This is a genomic window from Solitalea canadensis DSM 3403 (assembly GCF_000242635.2).
Classification (GTDB): Bacteria; Bacteroidota; Bacteroidia; order Sphingobacteriales; family Sphingobacteriaceae; genus Solitalea; species Solitalea canadensis.
Map to the genome: position 1 here is coordinate 320,954 of NC_017770.1, position 18,135 is coordinate 339,088.

At 38.0% G+C, this 18,135-nt stretch carries 8 protein-coding genes; all 8 read left to right on the forward strand.

Features of this window, described 5'->3' with window-relative positions:
• Positions 1–75 precede the first annotated feature (75 nt).
• The 8 genes from SOLCA_RS01265 (at position 76) to SOLCA_RS01300 (ending at position 18,126) form a co-directional block, all read left to right on the forward strand.
• Entirely contained in the window at positions 76–2,469 is a 2,394-nt protein-coding gene (locus SOLCA_RS01265) for an ABC transporter permease (protein ID WP_014678632.1), read from the forward strand.
• A gap of 232 nt (positions 2,470–2,701) precedes the next feature.
• On the forward strand, positions 2,702–5,107 hold the full coding sequence (locus SOLCA_RS01270) for an ABC transporter permease (RefSeq protein WP_245536743.1): 2,406 nt from the start codon (positions 2,702–2,704) through the stop codon (positions 5,105–5,107).
• Between the two features lie 77 nt (positions 5,108–5,184).
• On the forward strand, positions 5,185–7,626 hold the full coding sequence (locus SOLCA_RS01275; protein WP_014678634.1) for an ABC transporter permease: 2,442 nt from the start codon (positions 5,185–5,187) through the stop codon (positions 7,624–7,626).
• A gap of 77 nt (positions 7,627–7,703) precedes the next feature.
• Positions 7,704–10,106 (forward strand): ABC transporter permease, encoded by a 2,403-nt coding sequence (locus tag SOLCA_RS01280; RefSeq protein WP_014678635.1) that lies wholly within the window; start codon positions 7,704–7,706, stop codon positions 10,104–10,106.
• 24 nt (positions 10,107–10,130) lie between these two features.
• Positions 10,131–10,622 carry a nuclear transport factor 2 family protein gene (locus SOLCA_RS01285; RefSeq protein WP_014678636.1) on the forward strand — a complete coding sequence of 164 codons (492 nt, stop codon included), beginning with the start codon at positions 10,131–10,133 and terminating at the stop codon, positions 10,620–10,622.
• 70 nt (positions 10,623–10,692) lie between these two features.
• Positions 10,693–13,077 (forward strand): ABC transporter permease, encoded by a 2,385-nt coding sequence (locus SOLCA_RS01290; RefSeq protein ID WP_014678637.1) that lies wholly within the window; start codon positions 10,693–10,695, stop codon positions 13,075–13,077.
• A 95-nt stretch (positions 13,078–13,172) separates the two neighbouring features.
• Entirely contained in the window at positions 13,173–15,587 is a 2,415-nt protein-coding gene (locus SOLCA_RS01295; RefSeq protein ID WP_014678638.1) for an ABC transporter permease, read from the forward strand.
• Between the two features lie 109 nt (positions 15,588–15,696).
• A complete protein-coding gene (locus SOLCA_RS01300) occupies positions 15,697–18,126 on the forward strand; it encodes an ABC transporter permease (protein ID WP_014678640.1) in 2,430 nt (809 codons plus the stop codon).
• Positions 18,127–18,135 lie beyond the last annotated feature (9 nt).

Sequence of the window (18,135 nt, forward strand, 5' to 3'; positions counted from 1 at the left end):
ATTAGCCTTTAGCAGGCTAAACTAAAAAACAGATGAGCGTTAAAAGCCAATAGCTAAACACTAAGAGCTAAAAATATGATAAGGAATTATTTCAAAACTGCCTTAAGGAATTTGCTTCGAAATAAAGTGTATTCCTTTATAAACATTGCAGGTTTATCGCTCGGATTAACCTGTGCTATGCTGATCATACTGTATGTAAAAGATGAAGTGAGTTATGATAGGTTTCATAAGAATGTAGATCAGATTTACCGAATCGGTTTTCAGGAGATTAATCCAGATGGGTCAAAGGGTCGGAAAGATGCGATCACCGGATTTTTGCAAGGGCCCCGTTTTGCTGAAAGCATTCCGGAGATCAAAACTTTTGTTCGCTTCAGAAATGATAATAAAGATGTGAAAAAAGGAAGTGAGATTTACTCACAAGAATTGTTTCAGGTAGATTCTTCCTTCTTTTCTGTTTTCTCATTTCCGCTGTTAAGTGGCGACTCTAAAACAGCTCTTTCTAATCCTAACTCTGTGGTATTAAGTGAAGATGCTGCAATAAGTCAGTTTGGAACCGCGGATGCAGTTGGTAAAACAATGTACTTTAAGGATAACGATCAATTTGTACCTTATAAAGTAACAGGCGTTGCTAGAAAAAGCCCTCAGAACTCCTCGATTAGGTTTGATGTATTGCTGCCATTAGTAGTTTCAAAGGAAGATATGTCGAATAGTGATAACTGGTTCAACTTCTTCTTAAACACCTTTGTAGTTCTTCGTCCGGGAGCAGATCCTAATGCTGTAATGGCAAAAATGAAAAAAGTTTATGAGGCAGATGCGAGAGATGCTATTAAAAACCAAGCAGCCCAGTTTGGTGTAAAACAAACCTGGAGCTACCTGTTGCAACCATACACTCAAATGCACCTGAGTACAGAAATGCCTGCTCAGAATGGTTTAAAGGGCGGCAGCCATCCGATGTTCTCGTATATTCTGACTGGAATTGTGGGGTTTGTTTTATTAATCGCTTGTATCAACTTCATCAACCTAACGGTTGCCCGTTCAGTAAAACGTTCAAAGGAAATTGGTATTCGTAAAGTTATAGGCGGCAGAAGAGCTCAGCTTATCATGCAGTTCATGGGTGAGTCATTCATCCTGTGTTTTATTGCATTTGTGGTTGCCTTAATTACGGTTCAACTAATACTTCCGTTGTTCAATGATCTTGCAAACAAAGCATTATCATTCTCTTACTTGTTTGATTCAAAATTAATCGCTGGTTATGTATTACTGTTTGTCTTAACAGGATTATTGGCAGGTTTTTATCCGGCCTTAGTATTATCGAAATATAGACCTGTTCAAACGCTATATGGCAGATTTACTTTAGGTGGAAGAAATTACCTGCAACGCTCATTAGTGGTTGTACAGTTTGCGTTGGCTTCATTCCTGATCGTTTCAACACTAACCATTTATTCTCAGTTTAAATTTTTAACCAATGCAAAACTGGGTTATGAAGATAAAGACCTTATTGTGGTTGATAAATGGGGGCTGTCTCGTGAGGAAGCGGCAGTATTTAAAAATGAACTGAAGAAAAATCCATCCATTCTTGATGTTTCTGCTAAAAACGGAGGATTCTGGGGTACCGTGGCAAAAATAAATGGGGAAACCCAACAGCAATTTGCTTATGAAACTGTAGACGAAGGATTTTTACCAATGCTAAAGGTTCCTATAGTTAAAGGCCGTAATTTTTCAAAAGGGTTTCCGTCGGATTCCAGTCATTCAGTTTTGGTGAATGAAGAATTTGTAAAAGTTGCAGGTTGGAAAGAGCCTCTGGGACAAATCGTTGACTTTTGGTACCGTAATGAAAAATACACCGTTGTCGGTGTTGTAAAAGACTATCATTATGAGGGATTAGGTCGCAAGATTGGTCCACAGCTATTTACCATGAAAAAGGATAATGGCTATGGCAGAGCTTTTATCAAAATCAGGCCAAACAGTGAGACTGCAAGTTTAAAGCACATCGAAACAGTGTTTAAAAAACTGTTTCCGGTTTCACCATACAGCTATAAGTTTAAACACGCTGAAAACCTGGAAAGCTATGAAACAGAGTCAAAGTGGAAAGACATTATGTTGTTTGCATCTGTTTTAACCATTTTCATCTCAAGCATAGGCTTATTCGGTTTATCAGTTTTAGCCGCAGAGAAACGAACCAAAGAAATTGGAATCCGTAAAGTCTTAGGCGCTTCAGTGGGAGGTGTAGTTACCCTTTTATCCAAAGATTTTATAAAACTAATCGTGATCGCATTGCTGGTATCGATGCCAGTTGCATGGTTTATTGCTAATAAATGGCTTGAAAATTACCCTTACCGTATTACCGTTGGTAGTGGAATTTTTATCGCCACAGCATTGTTTGTAATCATAATAGCCCTGGCAACCATCAGCTATCAGGCAGTTAAAACAGCAATTGCAAATCCGGTTAATAGTTTACGAACTGAGTAGCTATTAGCTATTAGGAGTTAGCTATTAGCTAAAAACTAAATAGAAATAGATGCAACGGCTAATAGTTAAAAAACAGTTCAAGGCTAACAGCCAACAAGCTAATAGCTAAAAAAGAAAAGCCAACAAGCTCATAGCTAAACGCTAAAAAAGAAAAGCTAACAGCTAACAAGCTAATGGTAAAAAGCTAAATAAAATGATAAGAAACTACATAAAAATTGCGTGGCGAAGTTTTATGAAAAATAAAACTTTTACGTTCATCAATATTTTCGGCTTGGCAACCGGACTGGTTTGCTGCTTGCTAATTGCATTGTATCTGAATCATGAGTTGAATTATGATGCATCGCATAAAAAAGGAGATCGTATCTATTTGCTTGGGACTATTTTTAGCAGGCAAGGAAATGAAAACAAAAGTGCCGGAACTCCTTTTCCTATGGGGCCTGCAATGCAACAGGAATTTCCAGAAATCGAACAAACTACGCACTTGCTTAAAGCCTTTGCGGATGATAAAACATTGCTGCAGTATAATGAAAACGGAAAAGTTAAATCGTTTTACGAAACCCGTGGCTATTTAACCGACTCTGCTTTCTTCAATGTTTTTACCTACAGCTTTAAAGAGGGAAATGCTGCCATAGCCTTAAAAGAGCCTAATACAATTGTTATTTCTGATAAGATTGCTGCCAAGATATTTGGAGAAGAACCTGCATTGGGTAAGGTGATTCATATTAATAGCAATACTAACGGGGAGTTTGATTTTAAGGTAGCGGGTGTGTTTACAGCTGCAAAAATACCTTCTCATATCGACGCCCAGTTTTTTATGTCCATTAAAGGCGGGGGTATCGATTCATACATTGGAAGTTCAACGGATATGGTATCCAACAATATGTTTTATACCTATTTCTTGTTGAAACCTGAAGCTGATTGGAAAGGTCTTGAGGCTAAATTTCCGGCTTTTATAGAAAAACATACAGGCAAAGAATTGCGGGCAGCCGGCGTTGGTAAAAAACAATATTTAACGCCTCTCAAGAAAATTCACCTGGATACAACCACAGAAAATACAGCAACTCCACCAGGAAGTAGGACTTATTTATACATACTTGCTTCCGTAGCTTTTTTTACGTTGTTGATTGCTTGCATCAATTTTATGAATCTTTCTACTGCACGGTCGGCCAAACGATCAACAGAAGTAGGGGTTCGGAAAGTACTGGGTGCAGAAAAATCTTCCCTGATTCGTCAGTTTTTGAGCGAGTCATTATTGATGAGTTTCTTCGCTTTTCTGTTTGCTATTGTTGTTACTTGGGCATTAACCCCGTTGTTTGGACAACTGGCAGGTAAAGACCTTAACATGTCTGTTTTACAACATGGTTGGTTATTGGTAGCATTTTTTGCGCTTGCCATTATTACCGGGTTGCTGGCAGGTATTTATCCCGCCTACTTTTTATCGTCGTTAAGACCGGTAAAAGCATTAAAAGGAAAACTATCCAATTCATTGGCAGCTGTTTCAATAAGAAAGTTTCTGGTAGTTTTTCAGTTTGTGATTTCTGTTGTACTGATAGTATCCTCAGTAGTAATTTATAACCAGATGGATTTCATGCGCGAAAAAGATCTGGGTTTTGAGAAAGAACAGCAAATTGTAGTTCCGTTGAGAAGTTCTACCGCTAAAAAAATGTATGCCTCCCTGAAAGAGGAAGTCGGTAGGGATCCGCATGTTGTTTCAGCAGGAGGTTGTTATTTCTATCCTGGCATTATGAATGCAAGTGATATGCGGCTTTATCCGGAGGGAAAAACTATTGAAGATGCACGACTGGTGTTCATGAATTACATCGATGACAGCTATCTTAAAACATTGCAAATAAAACCTGTGGCCGGGCAATTGTTTTCAAAGGAGTTCGCAACTGATAGCATTACCAAGGTTGTTTTAACGGAGAAAACAATAAAGGATTTGGGATTTGCTTCGGCACAACAAGCTGTTGATAAATCAATCTGGTTCAATTGGCAGGGAAGGGATTACAAGTTTATTATAATCGGTGTTGTAAACGATTTTAATTTCCAGGATTTACGTACCCCAATCAAAGCAATGGGTTTTCAGTTGGCCGACAGTAATTTTAACTACCTGATCGTTCATGCGAATGCATCCAGTATTCAACATGTGCTCAAATCGATTGAGGCAAAGTGGCAAAAGTTAAACCCGAATGAGCCTTTTGAATATACTTTTCTGGATGCAGATTTTGCCAAAACATTCCAGGCAGAGAACAGGCTCTTATCCATCGTAGGCTACTTTACATTAATTGCCATATTGATTTCTTGCTTAGGATTATTTGGATTAGCAACCTATTCAGCCGAACAACGAATCAAGGAAATCGGTATTAGAAAGGTACTTGGGGCAAGCATCAGCAGTATAGTACTATTACTTTCAAAAGACTTCCTGAAACCGGTGTTGCTGGCAACCCTAATTGCATTTCCAATTGGTTGGTACGCGATGCACAAATGGTTAGAAGACTTTGCCTACCGAACAAATATTGGCTGGTCAGTCTTTCTGATCGCAGGAGTACTAGCAGTGGCCATCGCATTGATTACCGTAAGTTTTCAGGCCATTAAGGCCGCTATTGCAAACCCTGTTAAAAGTTTAAAAACCGAATAGGTAGAGACAAGACATGTCTTGTCTCTGGATGCATAAAGACAAAACATGTCTTGTCTCTACCATAAAAAAATAAAAACATGTTACGCAACTACTTTAAAATAGCGCTGAGAAATCTGTCAAAAAACAAGGTATTCTCATTTATCAATATTGGAGGACTAACAATTGGATTGGCAAGTTTCCTGTTGGTATCACTATATATATTTGATGAGTTAACGTTTGATGGATTTCATAAAAATGCTAATTCAATTTATCGTGTTGTGGAAAAGAAAATTGCCTCGGATGGAAAAGAAACACAAAGCGCTACTATAAGCTATTTGCTTTCTCAGCGTTCCAAAACAGATATTCCTGAAGTAAAGGACTTTGTGCGAATTTTAGGATTAGGAAGATCAAATGTTGGTACAACAGAGAATGCAAACGTTTTTTATGAAAGATATTGGGTTGCAACCCCTGACTTTTTAAAAGTGTTTGATTTTGATGTGCTTTATGGTGATCGGGAAACTGCATTGAAAGACCCTCACAGTGTTGTGGTGACGAAGGAGACAGCCGAAAAATTGTTTGGGAATGCTGATGTGCTTGGTAAAACAATTAACCTCGATGGTGATAGCATTCCATGTAAAATCACAGCTGTATTAGCCAACTTTCCGATTAACTCTCAGCTTTCCTTCAATTTACTGTTTCCAGAATCGAGCCTCACAAGTGAGCGTTTTATGAAATTTGTGAACTCCGACTGGGATTCAAATACCTTCACTACCTATTTGTTGTTAAATGAGAATGCCAATCCTGCAACTGTTCAAACTAAGATCAGCAATCTTGTTAAGGCAAATAGTAAAGATGAAAATAAGGAAAAGCGCAGCTTCCTATTGCAACCCCTTAAAGAGGTTCATTTTAATTCAGAGAATATTGAGGGAAATTTAGGAAAAACAGGAAGTATAGGGTATATCTATATCTTTTCAGGTGTGGCCTTGTTTGTATTGCTTATTGCCTGTATTAATTATATGAATCTGACAACCGCCCGTTTTATGCATCGTGCAAAAGAAATAGCGGTGCGGAAGGTGGCGGGAGCCTCCCAACAAACATTGGCAGGTCAGTTCCTTTCAGAAGCTTTTCTGACAACTTTATTTGCATTATTTTTTGCATTGATAGTAGTAAAAGTATTGCTGTCTAAATTTAATGCCTTTACAGAAAAACAACTAACATTAGGAACCTCAACCGATTACCGGGTGTGGATAGGAATTTTGATGGTGGTTATAGTTGTCGGGCTTTTGTCAGGCATCTACCCGGCATTGGTTCAATCTCGGTTAAAACCTTTATTGCTACTAAAAAATAAGATTACATTGGGTAAAGGAAACATTTCTTTGCGCAAGTCGTTGGTGGTTTTTCAGTTTACCCTGTCCATTATTATGATTGTGGCAACGCTGATCGTTTATCAGCAAATGTCTTATATGAAAAATAAAGACATGGGATTTAAGAAAGATCAGCTAGTGGTCATTGATATTAATAGTGGTGAAGTAAGAAGAGGACAGGAAACTATTAAATATGAATTTGCGAAACTGCCACAGGTTAAGGAGGTAACACTTACCTCTAGAGTTCCCGGTGAATGGAAAAATCTACCTAAAGTAAAAGTTAATAAAGAACAAAGTGCTACAACAAAAGGGAACGACATGTTCTTTCTTGGTGTGGATGATCAGTTCCTGAAAACCTATAAAGTTGAATTAGTAAAAGGAAGGAACTTTACGAACAGTAATGCATCTGACTCTTCAGCAGTATTGTTAAATGAATCAGCTGCAAAAGCCTTAGGTATCATAGCGCCTTCGGAAGAGCTCATCGAAATTCCGTCTGCTAATTATGGCGATGGCTTTTCTTCACTTGATGCACCTTTTAAAGCGCGTGTTATAGGAATTGTAAAAGATTTTAATTTCCAGTCGTTACACGAGCCATTAGCTCCAATGGTGATCGCCAATATTAACAACCCAATTCATTCATCAGACTATTTTACAATTAGGGTTGCTTCAGGTGATTTAACCGCTACGCTAAAGCAAATGGATGCAATTATGCGTGGCATCGACCAAACACACTTGTTAGAATACCATTTTTTAGATAAGCAATGGGAATTGCTGTATAAAGAGGATAAAATCAGGGAAACCATATTTTTCATTATTGCGATTTTAACTATAAGTATTGCTTGTTTAGGATTATTTGGCTTGGCTACATACGCTGCTGAACAACGAATAAAAGAAATTGGGATCCGCAAAGTGTTAGGGGCAAGTGTACAAAGCATCGTTACTATGCTGTCGACAGATTTTTTGAAGATGGTCTTGATTGCAGCTGTTATTGCATTCCCAATAGCATGGTATGCAATGCATAACTGGTTACAAGATTTTGCATACCGTATTACCATCCAATGGTGGATGTTCGTTATTGCGGGATTATTGGCCTTATTGATTGCTGTGATTACCGTAAGTTTTCAGGCCATTAAAGCCGCCATTGCAAACCCTGTTAAAAGTTTAAAAACCGAATAGGTAGAGACAAGACATGTCTTGTCTTTATGCATCTAGAGACAAGACATGTCTTGTCACCACCATAAAAAAATAAAAACATGTTACGCAACTACTTTAAAATAGCGCTGAGAAACCTGGTGAAGCACAAGGTGTTCTCATTCATAAACATTGGTGGCTTAGCGGTTGGTATGGCTGTAGCCATGTTAATTGGTTTGTGGATTTGGGATGAGTTATCTTTCAATAAACACTTTGCAAACTACGACCGGTTGGTACAGGTTATGCAGAATCAAACATTTAATGGAAAAATAAACACACAAACGGCACAACCAATGCCGTTGGGTTATGAATTACGATCATCCTACAAAAGCGATTTTAAATATATAGTGCTGTCATCTTGGACCCAGGAGCATATTATTGCCAATGGTGAAAAGAAACTTTCCATTGAAGGTAATTTTATGCAAGCGGAAGCTCCTGAAATGTTAACACTCCATATGTTAAAGGGAAGCAGAAATGGCTTAACAGATCCATCATCTATTCTTATTTCTGCTTCCTATGCTGAAAAATTATTTGGTGACGAAGATCCAATAGAAAAGGTTATCAAGCTAGATAATAGACACAGCCTAAAAGTTACCGGGGTTTATAAAGATTTTCCTTTCAATACTTCATTCAGGGGAGTGAAGTTTATTGGTGCCTGGGATCTGTATGTAACTACAGAACCCTGGTTAAAAAGAGCGTTGACTTCTTGGGGAAATAATTCGTTTCAGCTTTTTGGTCAACTGGCACCTAATGCAGATATCTACAAGGTATCAGCTAAAATCAAATACTCAAAATTCAATAAAATAAAACTAACCGATGATGTGGTTGGTACATCATTTAAACCAACAATCTTCCTTCATCCCGCTAGCAAATGGCATTTGTATTCTGAGTTTAAAAACGGAGTAAATGTTGGAGGGTCGATAGAATTTGTTTGGATGTTCGGGTTGATCGGAGTTTTTGTGCTCCTGTTGGCCTGTATCAACTTTATGAATTTAAGTACTGCACGTTCTGAAAAAAGGGCAAAAGAGGTTGGCGTACGAAAATCAATGGGTTCATTACGCCGTCAGTTGATCGTACAATTTTTTAGCGAATCACTAATGATCGTTTCATTCGCCTTTGTTTTGGCCTTGGTATTTGTTGTACTATCCTTGCCGTTATTTAATGAAGTTGCCGATAAACGGATGATCATTCCTTGGAACAAACCAGTGTTTTGGGTGATTGGAGTTGGGTTTACTTTAGTTACAGGCCTCATTGCCGGTAGTTATCCGGCGCTTTATTTATCATCTTTTCAGCCTGTTAAAGTGCTTAAAGGAAAACTGCGTGTTGGCAAACTTGCCTTATTACCTCGTAAAGTATTGGTTGTGCTGCAGTTTACGGTTTCGGTGGTGTTAATTATCGGAACGATTGTGGTATTCCGTCAAATTCAATATGCGAAAGACCGTCCGATTGGATATGATAGAAATGGCTTGATTTATAGCATCATGAAAACTCCTGATATAGTGAATCATTATGATGCTGTAAAAAATGATGTGATTAATTCAGGAGCCGCCATTGAGATGACCGCATCTCAAAGTCCGGTTACTGAAGTTTGGTCGAACAGCAGCGGTTTTACCTGGAAAGGAAAAGATCCTAACAGTCAGGATGATTTTGGGATAATAGGAGTATTCTACGATTATGGAAAAACCATCGGCTGGCAGTTCACCAAAGGCCGGGATTTTTCAAAGGAATTTAAAACGGATACGACTGCATTTGTTATCAATGAAGCGGCAGCAGAGTTTATGGGTCTTAAAGATCCGGTTGGTGAAATAATTGGCAGTGTAGGTGGACCTGAAAGGTACAAGATTGTAGGAGTGGTAAAAAATATGGTGATGTCATCACCTTACAATCCGGTAAAACCAACCTTGTTTTATTTAAATTCTGGTCGTGGCGATGTCATCACTGTTAAGTTAAATCCAAAAGTAAGTTCTAAAGAATCGCTTGTTAAAATTGAAACCATCTTTAAAAAATATAATCCTGCGGTTCCGTTCGAATACAAATTTGCCGATTTTGAATACAACAAGAAATTTGGTGCCGAGGAACGGATAGGGAAGCTTTCTTCTGTATTTGCTTGTCTGGCTGTTTTCATTAGCTGTTTAGGTTTGTTTGGTTTGGCTTCATTTACTGCCGAGCAGCGAACCAAAGAAATTGGTGTACGTAAAGTACTCGGAGCTTCTGTGATGAACCTATGGGGATTACTCTCAAAAGATTTCGTAAAGCTTGTGATCATTTCATGTTTAATTGCAATTCCAATCGCTTACTACTTTATGCATGAATGGTTACAGCGTTATGAATATCGCTCAACAATAGCCTGGTGGATTTTTATTGCTACTGTAATTGGTGCAATGATGATCACCTTATTAACGGTGAGTTTTCAGGCTGTAAAAGCAGCTTTAGCCAATCCGGTTAAAAGTTTAAGAACAGAATAATAATCTCATTACAAATAGCTAATAATGAAAACAACACTATTGAGCTTTAAGATTGCAATTATCTTCATTGCCTGTTTTGTGGAAAGGAGTAATGCACAGACTATATCAAAGCCATATAAGCCGGCTTCTCAAGAGCTTTTTAATGAAATTGCTCATATGGATAGCGTAATGTTTAACGCTTTTAATGCACATAATTTAGAGGCACTTAAAACAACTTTTTCAACTGATTTAGAATTCTATCATGATAAAGGCGGATTAGCAGGTTATGATCAAACAATGGAAAATTTTAAATCCTTGTTCGAAAAAAATAAAGACACTGGCTTAAGAAGAGACCTTGTAAAAGGAAGTCTAGAGGTGTATCCCATCAATAATTATGGAGCTGTAGAAGTCTGCAGTCATAAGTTTTGCCATGTAGAAAACGGTAAAGATGATTGTGGTGTATTCAAAAACATTATGATCTGGCAAAAGAAAGACGGACAATGGAAAGTTACCCGCGTAATCAGCTACGACCATTAATTAGTTCTAGGAATTAATTCAATAACTAATAAATAGAGGATAACGGCTATAGGCTAACAACAATAAGATTATGATAAAGAACTACTTTAAAATAGCAATAAGAAACGTCTCAAAACATAAGGTGTTTTCGATCATCAATATTGGTGGTTTGGCAGTAGGTATGGCAGTGGTTATTTTAATCGGCTTATGGATGTGGGATGAACTATCCTATAATAAACACTTCGCAAATTATGATCGCCTAGCAAGAGTAATGCAAAGCCAAACTTTTAATGGGGTTAAAGGTGCTCAAACTGCAGTTCCTTATCTTTTAGGAGATGAGATAAAAGAGAAATACGGCAGCGATTTTAAATATGTGGTGATGGCCTCCGGAGAGAATGGACATGTAATAACTGTCGGTGATAAAGTATTGATTCAAACAGGAGGCTTCTTTGAACCTGCTATAGCGGAAATGCTATCGTTGAAAATGCTGAAAGGCACACGCAACGGCTTAGCTGATCCCTCTTCGATTTTATTGTCAGCATCAGCCGCAAAAGCATTTTTTGGGGATACAGATCCGATAAATAAAATGCTGAAGATCGACAATACACATTCAGTGAAAGTAACCGGAGTGTATGAAAATTTACCTTACAATACTGATTTCAAAGAGCTGAATTTTATTGCTCCGTGGAAACTTTATATTGATAATGAAGAATGGATTGAAAAAGCGTCAAACCCTTGGCGAAGGAATTCTTTTTCGGCATATGCCCAGATAGCGGATAATGCGGATATGACTAGAGTTTCAGCTAAAATAAAGGATGTAAAACTGAACAAGGTTACCAAGGCTGATGCGGCATTTAAACCGGTGGTATTTCTTCATCCAATGGACAAATGGCATTTGTATTCAAAGTTTGAAAACGGAATTAGTGTAGGCGGTCGGATAACTTTTGTATGGTTGTTTGGCATAATAGGTGCATTTGTATTACTGTTGGCTTGTATCAATTTCATGAATTTAAGTACTGCACGTTCTGAAAAACGTGCGAAGGAAGTTGGTATCCGCAAGGTGGCAGGTTCAGAGCGTTGGCAGCTGATCCTTCAGTTTTTCTGTGAATCCTTCCTTATTGTGCTGTTTGCATTTGTGCTTTCATTGGTATTAGTTCAGTTGGTTTTGCCAATGTTTAATGGGGTTGCAGATAAAAGACTTTCGATATTGTGGAGTAACTCGTTATTCTGGTCCCTGTGTATTGGTTTTTGTATGCTTACAGCATTACTCTCAGGAAGTTATCCTGCTCTTTATCTCTCGTCGTTTCAACCTGTAAAAGTGCTTAAGGGAAAGCTCAGAACTGGCCGTTTGGCGTCGTTGCCGCGCAAAGTATTAGTGGTATTGCAGTTTACGGTATCGATTACATTAATTATCGGAACTGTTATTGTATTCCGCCAGATTCAGTACGCGCAAGATCGTTCTGTTGGTTATAACAGAGATGGGTTGGTTATAGTTCCGGTACGTACACAGTCGGTGCTCAAACATTATGATGCATTAAGAAATGATCTTGTAAAAAGTGGTGCAGTTATGGAGATGTCGCAATCATCAAATCCAACTACCGGTGTTTGGGCAATAAATAACGGATACGAATGGAAAGGAATGCAACCTGGCGATCAGGGCAATTTCGGAACGGTAGCAATAAGTCATGATTTCGGAAAAACAATTGGTTGGCAAATTAAAGCAGGACGTGATTTCTCCCGTGAGTATCCTTCTGATTCGTCAGCAATTATTCTGAATGAAGCTGCTGTTAAATTTATGAACCTGAAAAATCCGGTTGGCGAAATTGTAAAATGTGATGGCAAATCCTACCAGGTTATCGGAGTGATAAAAGATATGGTTATGGATTCTCCGTATACACCGGTCTTTCGTACGGTTTTCATGCTTGATTATAGCTGGGTAAATATTATTAATGTTAAGTTAAATCCGGCTTTGGATTCAAAAGAAGCATTAAGCAAAATCGGAGCAATATTCAGGAAGTATGACCCTGAAGCTCCGTTTGAATATCGCTTTATTAAAGAAGAATACTCCATTAAATTTAGTGATGAAGACCGCATAGGAAAATTGGCCTCTGGCTTTGCTATGCTTGCCATTCTTATTTCTTGTTTAGGACTTTTTGGCCTTGCATCATTTGTGGCGGAACAGCGAACAAAAGAAATTGGAGTAAGAAAGGTTTTGGGTGCAACAGTTTTCAATTTATGGCGTCTCATATCCAAAGACTTTGTCCTTTTAGTGATCATTTCATTTTTTATCGCCACTCCACTGGCTTATTATTTTATGTCAGGCTGGCTTCAGCGATTTGAATACAGAACTGAAATGTCATGGTGGATATTTGTTTTCGCAGGATTGGCGGCCATACTTATCACATTACTTACAGTAAGTTACCAAGCGATAAAAGCGGCAATAGCAAATCCTGTTAAAAGTTTAAGAACGGAATAGTATTAATAGCTAGCTGTTTGCAGTTAGCTGAAAAAAATAAAATCGAAAACAAGAAAAGCTAATGGCCAACAGCTAACAGCTAAAAACTATAAAACATGTTAAAGAACTATATCACCATCGCTTTTCGAAATCTTTTTAGGCATAAAGCATATTCCGCCATAAATATTGCCGGTTTGGCTATAGGTATAGCAGCCTGTTTGCTTATTCTTCAGTACGTAGCTTTTGAATTAAGTTATGATGACTTTCATGTTAAAAATGAACGTATTTACCGGATTAAACAAGACAGGTATAATAAAGGACAGCTAAGTACCGAATGGGCGGCTGGTCCTTTTGCGGCAGCCAATTCATTTAAAGAAGCCTTTCCGGAGATTGAGGATTATGTAAAATTGGTTCGTGCCGAACAACAGGTTGTGGATAAAGGAGGGGAGCCTTATAAAATCGAAAAGGTTTACTATGCATCAGGCTCTTTCTTTAAAGTATTTTCATTTCCGCTGCTTGCAGGTGATCCGAAAACAGTTTTAGCTGAGCCGCATTCAATGGCTATCTCCGAAACACAAGCAAAGGCATTATTTGGTTCTGCGAATCCGATAGGGAAAACGCTGAATTTAAATAATAAAGAAGCATTTAAAATTACCGGTGTATTTAAGGATATCCCCAACAACTCGCATCTTAAAACAGATGTTCTCTTGTCTTACGCAACATTCCTGACTTATTTTAAAGATGGTAGTCCGGAAACCGCATGGCAATGGGACGGTTGTTTGTCGTATTTATTGTTACGTCAGGGGACAGACCCTCTAAAATTACAGTCGAAGTTTCCTTCAGTGGTAGATAAACTGGCAGGAGCGGAACATAAACAATACAATAGCTCCGCAACGTACACTTTGCAGCCCTTAAAAGATATTCACCTTTATTCACACTATATGATGGAGGCAGAAGCTAACGGCGATGGTAAAACTGTCTACCTCTTATTAGGTATTGCCTTTTTTATTGTGGTTATAGCCTGGGTTAATTATATAAACCTGGCAACAGCAAGAGCGGTAACCCGTGCCAAAGAAGTAGGGATCCGTAAAGTTGTAGGATCTGAACGTAAACAGTTGGTCTTCCAGTTTTTGTTAGAGTCTGCTTTGTTGAATATCATGGCGGTTGTTATTGCCATTTTATTGATGATTGCGATTATTCCTTTGTTTAATCAATTATCCGGACAGCATCTTACATTAACCTTGTTCACAAAAGGTTATTTCTGGCTAACATTCATCAGCCTGCTTCTTTTAGGAATTTTATTTTCCGGTATTTATCCGGCATTTGTCTTATCAGGTTTTAAGCCGATAAAAGTGTTGAAAGGAAAAATAACTTCAACTGCAGAAGGAGCTTTTTTACGTAAATCATTGGTGGTGTTCCAGTTTGCTATTTCATTATTCTTGCTAATCGGGACATTTACCGTTTTTAATCAGATACAGTACATGCGTAAGCAGGCATTGGGCTTAACAATCGATCAGACATTGGTTGTAAATGGTCCTTTAGTTCGAAATGATTCTACGTTTAAAAACCAGATGGAATCATTTAAACAGGAATTATTGCAAAATACTAGTATTAAGGGTGTTGCTGCCTCAACTACTGTTCCGGGACAACCTGTTAATTGGAATGCCGGAGGTATCCGTTTGATTGGGCAGGGTGAAGGAGAGGGAAAACAATACCGGGTTATTGGTGTCGACTACGGTTTCATGGATGTTTATGGATTAAAATTAATTGCTGGTCGAACTTTTTCTAAAGATCATGGTACTGATCCTAAAGCTGTTATTTTTAATAAAAAAGCGATTGAACAGTTAGGCTTTACCAAACCGCAGGAAGCTATTGGTAAGCAAATTGAGTTTTGGGGCGAAACCTATACGGTTGTTGGTGTTACAGAGAACTTCCATCAACAATCGTTGCGTGAAGCCTATGAACCACTTATCATTCGGTTAATCCCTGAGTCAAGAGATTACTTCTCTATACGTATAAATTCCGATCAGGCTGCAAGTTCTATTACTTTAGTAAAAGCAAAATGGGACCGGTTTTTTCCGGGTAATACATTCGAACATTTTTTCCTCGACCAACATTTCAATGATCAGTATAAGGCCGATCAGCGTTTTGGTCATGTATTTACATTTTTCTCACTGCTGGCAATTTTGGTAGCCTGTTTAGGTCTGTTTGGCTTAGCGTCATTTACCACTATTCAGCGAACAAAGGAAATTGGAATTCGCAAGGTACTTGGAGCTTCCGTAATAGGGATATTGAGATTATTGTATAAGGAATTTGCTTATCTGTTAATCATCTCATTTATAATTTCAATACCAGTTGCATGGTATGCCTCTAATGAATGGTTGCAAAGCTATGCGTTCAGAGTTGATATCCATTGGTCATACTTTGCATTTCCTTTTATAATTGTGTTATTAATCGCACTGTTAACGGTAAGTTACCAGTCATTAAAAGCAGCATTAAGTAATCCCGTAAATAGTTTAAGAACCGAGTAGATACAAGCCACTGGCTTGTATCCAAAACAGCCATTGGATTGTATCCCAAACGATAATTGGTTAGTATTTAAAGCGGTCATTGGTTAGTATTTACATACATAATAAAGAAATGTTAAAGAATTATATAAGAATCGCTTTCAGAAACCTTAACAGGTACAGGTTTATATCCTTCATTAATCTATTCGGATTAACAGTAGGTTTAGCCTGTTGTTTATTAATTCTGAATTATATTGTTAATGAATTAAGCTACGACAAGTATAATTCGGAGGCAGATAATATATACCGTGTAACAAGGAGTTTCAATACGCCCGATGGTGTAGATGTATTGCATTTAAGTGCCGTTGCACCTCCCTTTGCAGGATTGCTGAAAAATGATTTTCCGGATATAAAGGAAGTTACCAGTGTACTCAGTAATGGAAATCTGGCTGTAAAGTATGAAGAAAAACTATTCAACGAGCAAAATGCCTTTTTTGCAGATGATAAGTTCTTCCAGTTTTTTCCTGTTGCGGTGGTACGAGGAAATGCTCAGAAAGCTTTAACAGAGCCTTATTCAGTAATGCTAACCGAAAAATTAGCGACGAAATACTTCGGCAATGAAGACCCGATGAACAAAATGATTAAGATTGATAACCTTCCTAATCAGTTTAAAGTTACCGGAGTCTATAAAGAGTTACCTACTAATTCGCACATGCATCCGGAATTGCTTTTGTCGTTTAAAACGCTAAAAGATCCGGTTGTTTATGGAGAGCAGAATCTGAAAACAAACTGGGGTAATAATGCATTTCACACCTATTTGTTATTCCCTAAAAATTATCCTGTCGAAAAAATAGCCAATCAGTTTCCTGCATTCCTGGATAAGCATGTTCATTTTTCTGGAGAGCCAGCCGATGCAAAAGCTTCAAAGGGTACAAAACTGTTTTTACAGAAGCTGACCGATATTCACCTGCACTCGCATCTGGCAGATGAGTTAGAAGAAAGCGGAGATATCAAAAGGGTCTATATTTTTACAGCAATTGGATTATTTATCCTGCTGATCGCTTGCATCAACTATATGAATTTGTCGACAGCAAGATCGATAGCCAGGGCGAAAGAGATAGGAGTCAGAAAAGCAATAGGAGCACAACGCAAAGAACTGATCATACAGTTTCTTACAGAATCAGTACTGATAACAATTATTTCGCTCGTGTTGGCGGTAATCGCTACCAGTGTGCTTCTGCCATTTATTAACAAACTTGCCGGACAAGAATCAAATAGTCTGATTTTGTTGAATTGGAAGTTTATTGTTCCCTTGCTGGTGTTACCTGTATTTATTGGTTTAATGAGTGGAATTTATCCAGCTCTGTTCATGTCATCTTTTGATCCAGTTAAGGTACTCAAAGGCGTAGGCAAGATAGGTACAAGGGGAATTTCATTCAGACAGGTTTTGGTGGTAGTACAATTCTCTATTTCAATCATCCTGATTGTATCGACCATTGTAGTGTTCCAGCAATTAAAATATTTGCAGAGCACTTCATTGGGTTTTAATAAAGAGCATATTCTTACCATGCGTTACAACTTTGGTAATAATTATGACTCTTTCAGAAATGAGTTGCTGCGTTCCTCTACTATTGTTGATGCTGGACGATCTTCAAGAATTCCTTCGGGACGATTGTTGGATGAAATGGATACGAAAGTATTTGAAAAAGAGCAGGAACAGCCTGTAAAAATAAGTTTAAAAGTTGTTGCGGTTGATTACGATTTTATTCCTACTTATGGAATAGGTGTAGTGGCAGGAAGGAACTTTTCACGTGAGCATTCCACCGATACAACTAATTTTATGTTGAATGAAACAGCAGTTAGCAAGCTGGGTTGGGGAGCGCCACAAAATGCAATCGGCAAGGATATTATGTATGGTGGAGTAAGAGGTAAAGTAATTGGAGTGGCTAAAGATTTTCACTTTGAATCAATGCATGAAAAAATCGTTCCATTGATTATGAGCCTGCCTCCTGAACGTATTAACGCTTATGGACGACTTTCAGTTAAAATAAAAGGAAATAATATCCAGGCGGCAATTGCAGAAGTTGAAACCAAATGGCATAAATATCTACCTGAAACACCGTTTGAGTACACTTTCTTAAATGAACGATTCGACCGCTTGTATAAATCGGAGCAACAGCAAGGAAAAGTATTTACCATTTTTGCTTGTATTGCAGTGTTTATTGCCTGTTTAGGTTTATTCGGGCTTTCGGCATTTGCCATTTCACAACGTATAAAAGAAATCGGAATTCGTAAAGTGCTGGGAGCAAGTATTCCTGAGATCGTTAAAGTTTTATCGGTCGATTTTCTGAAATTGGTGATAATAGCAGCAGTCATAGCATTTCCGGTTGCATGGTACGTAATGCATCAATGGTTACAAGATTTTGCCTATCGCGTTTCAATTCAGTGGTGGGTATTGGCAATTTCAGGAATTGCAGCTATTTTGATTGCATTAATTACCATTAGTTTTCAATCGATAAAAGCAGCAATGGCCAATCCGGTAAAAAGCCTGCGGTCAGAATAGGTCGTAGTT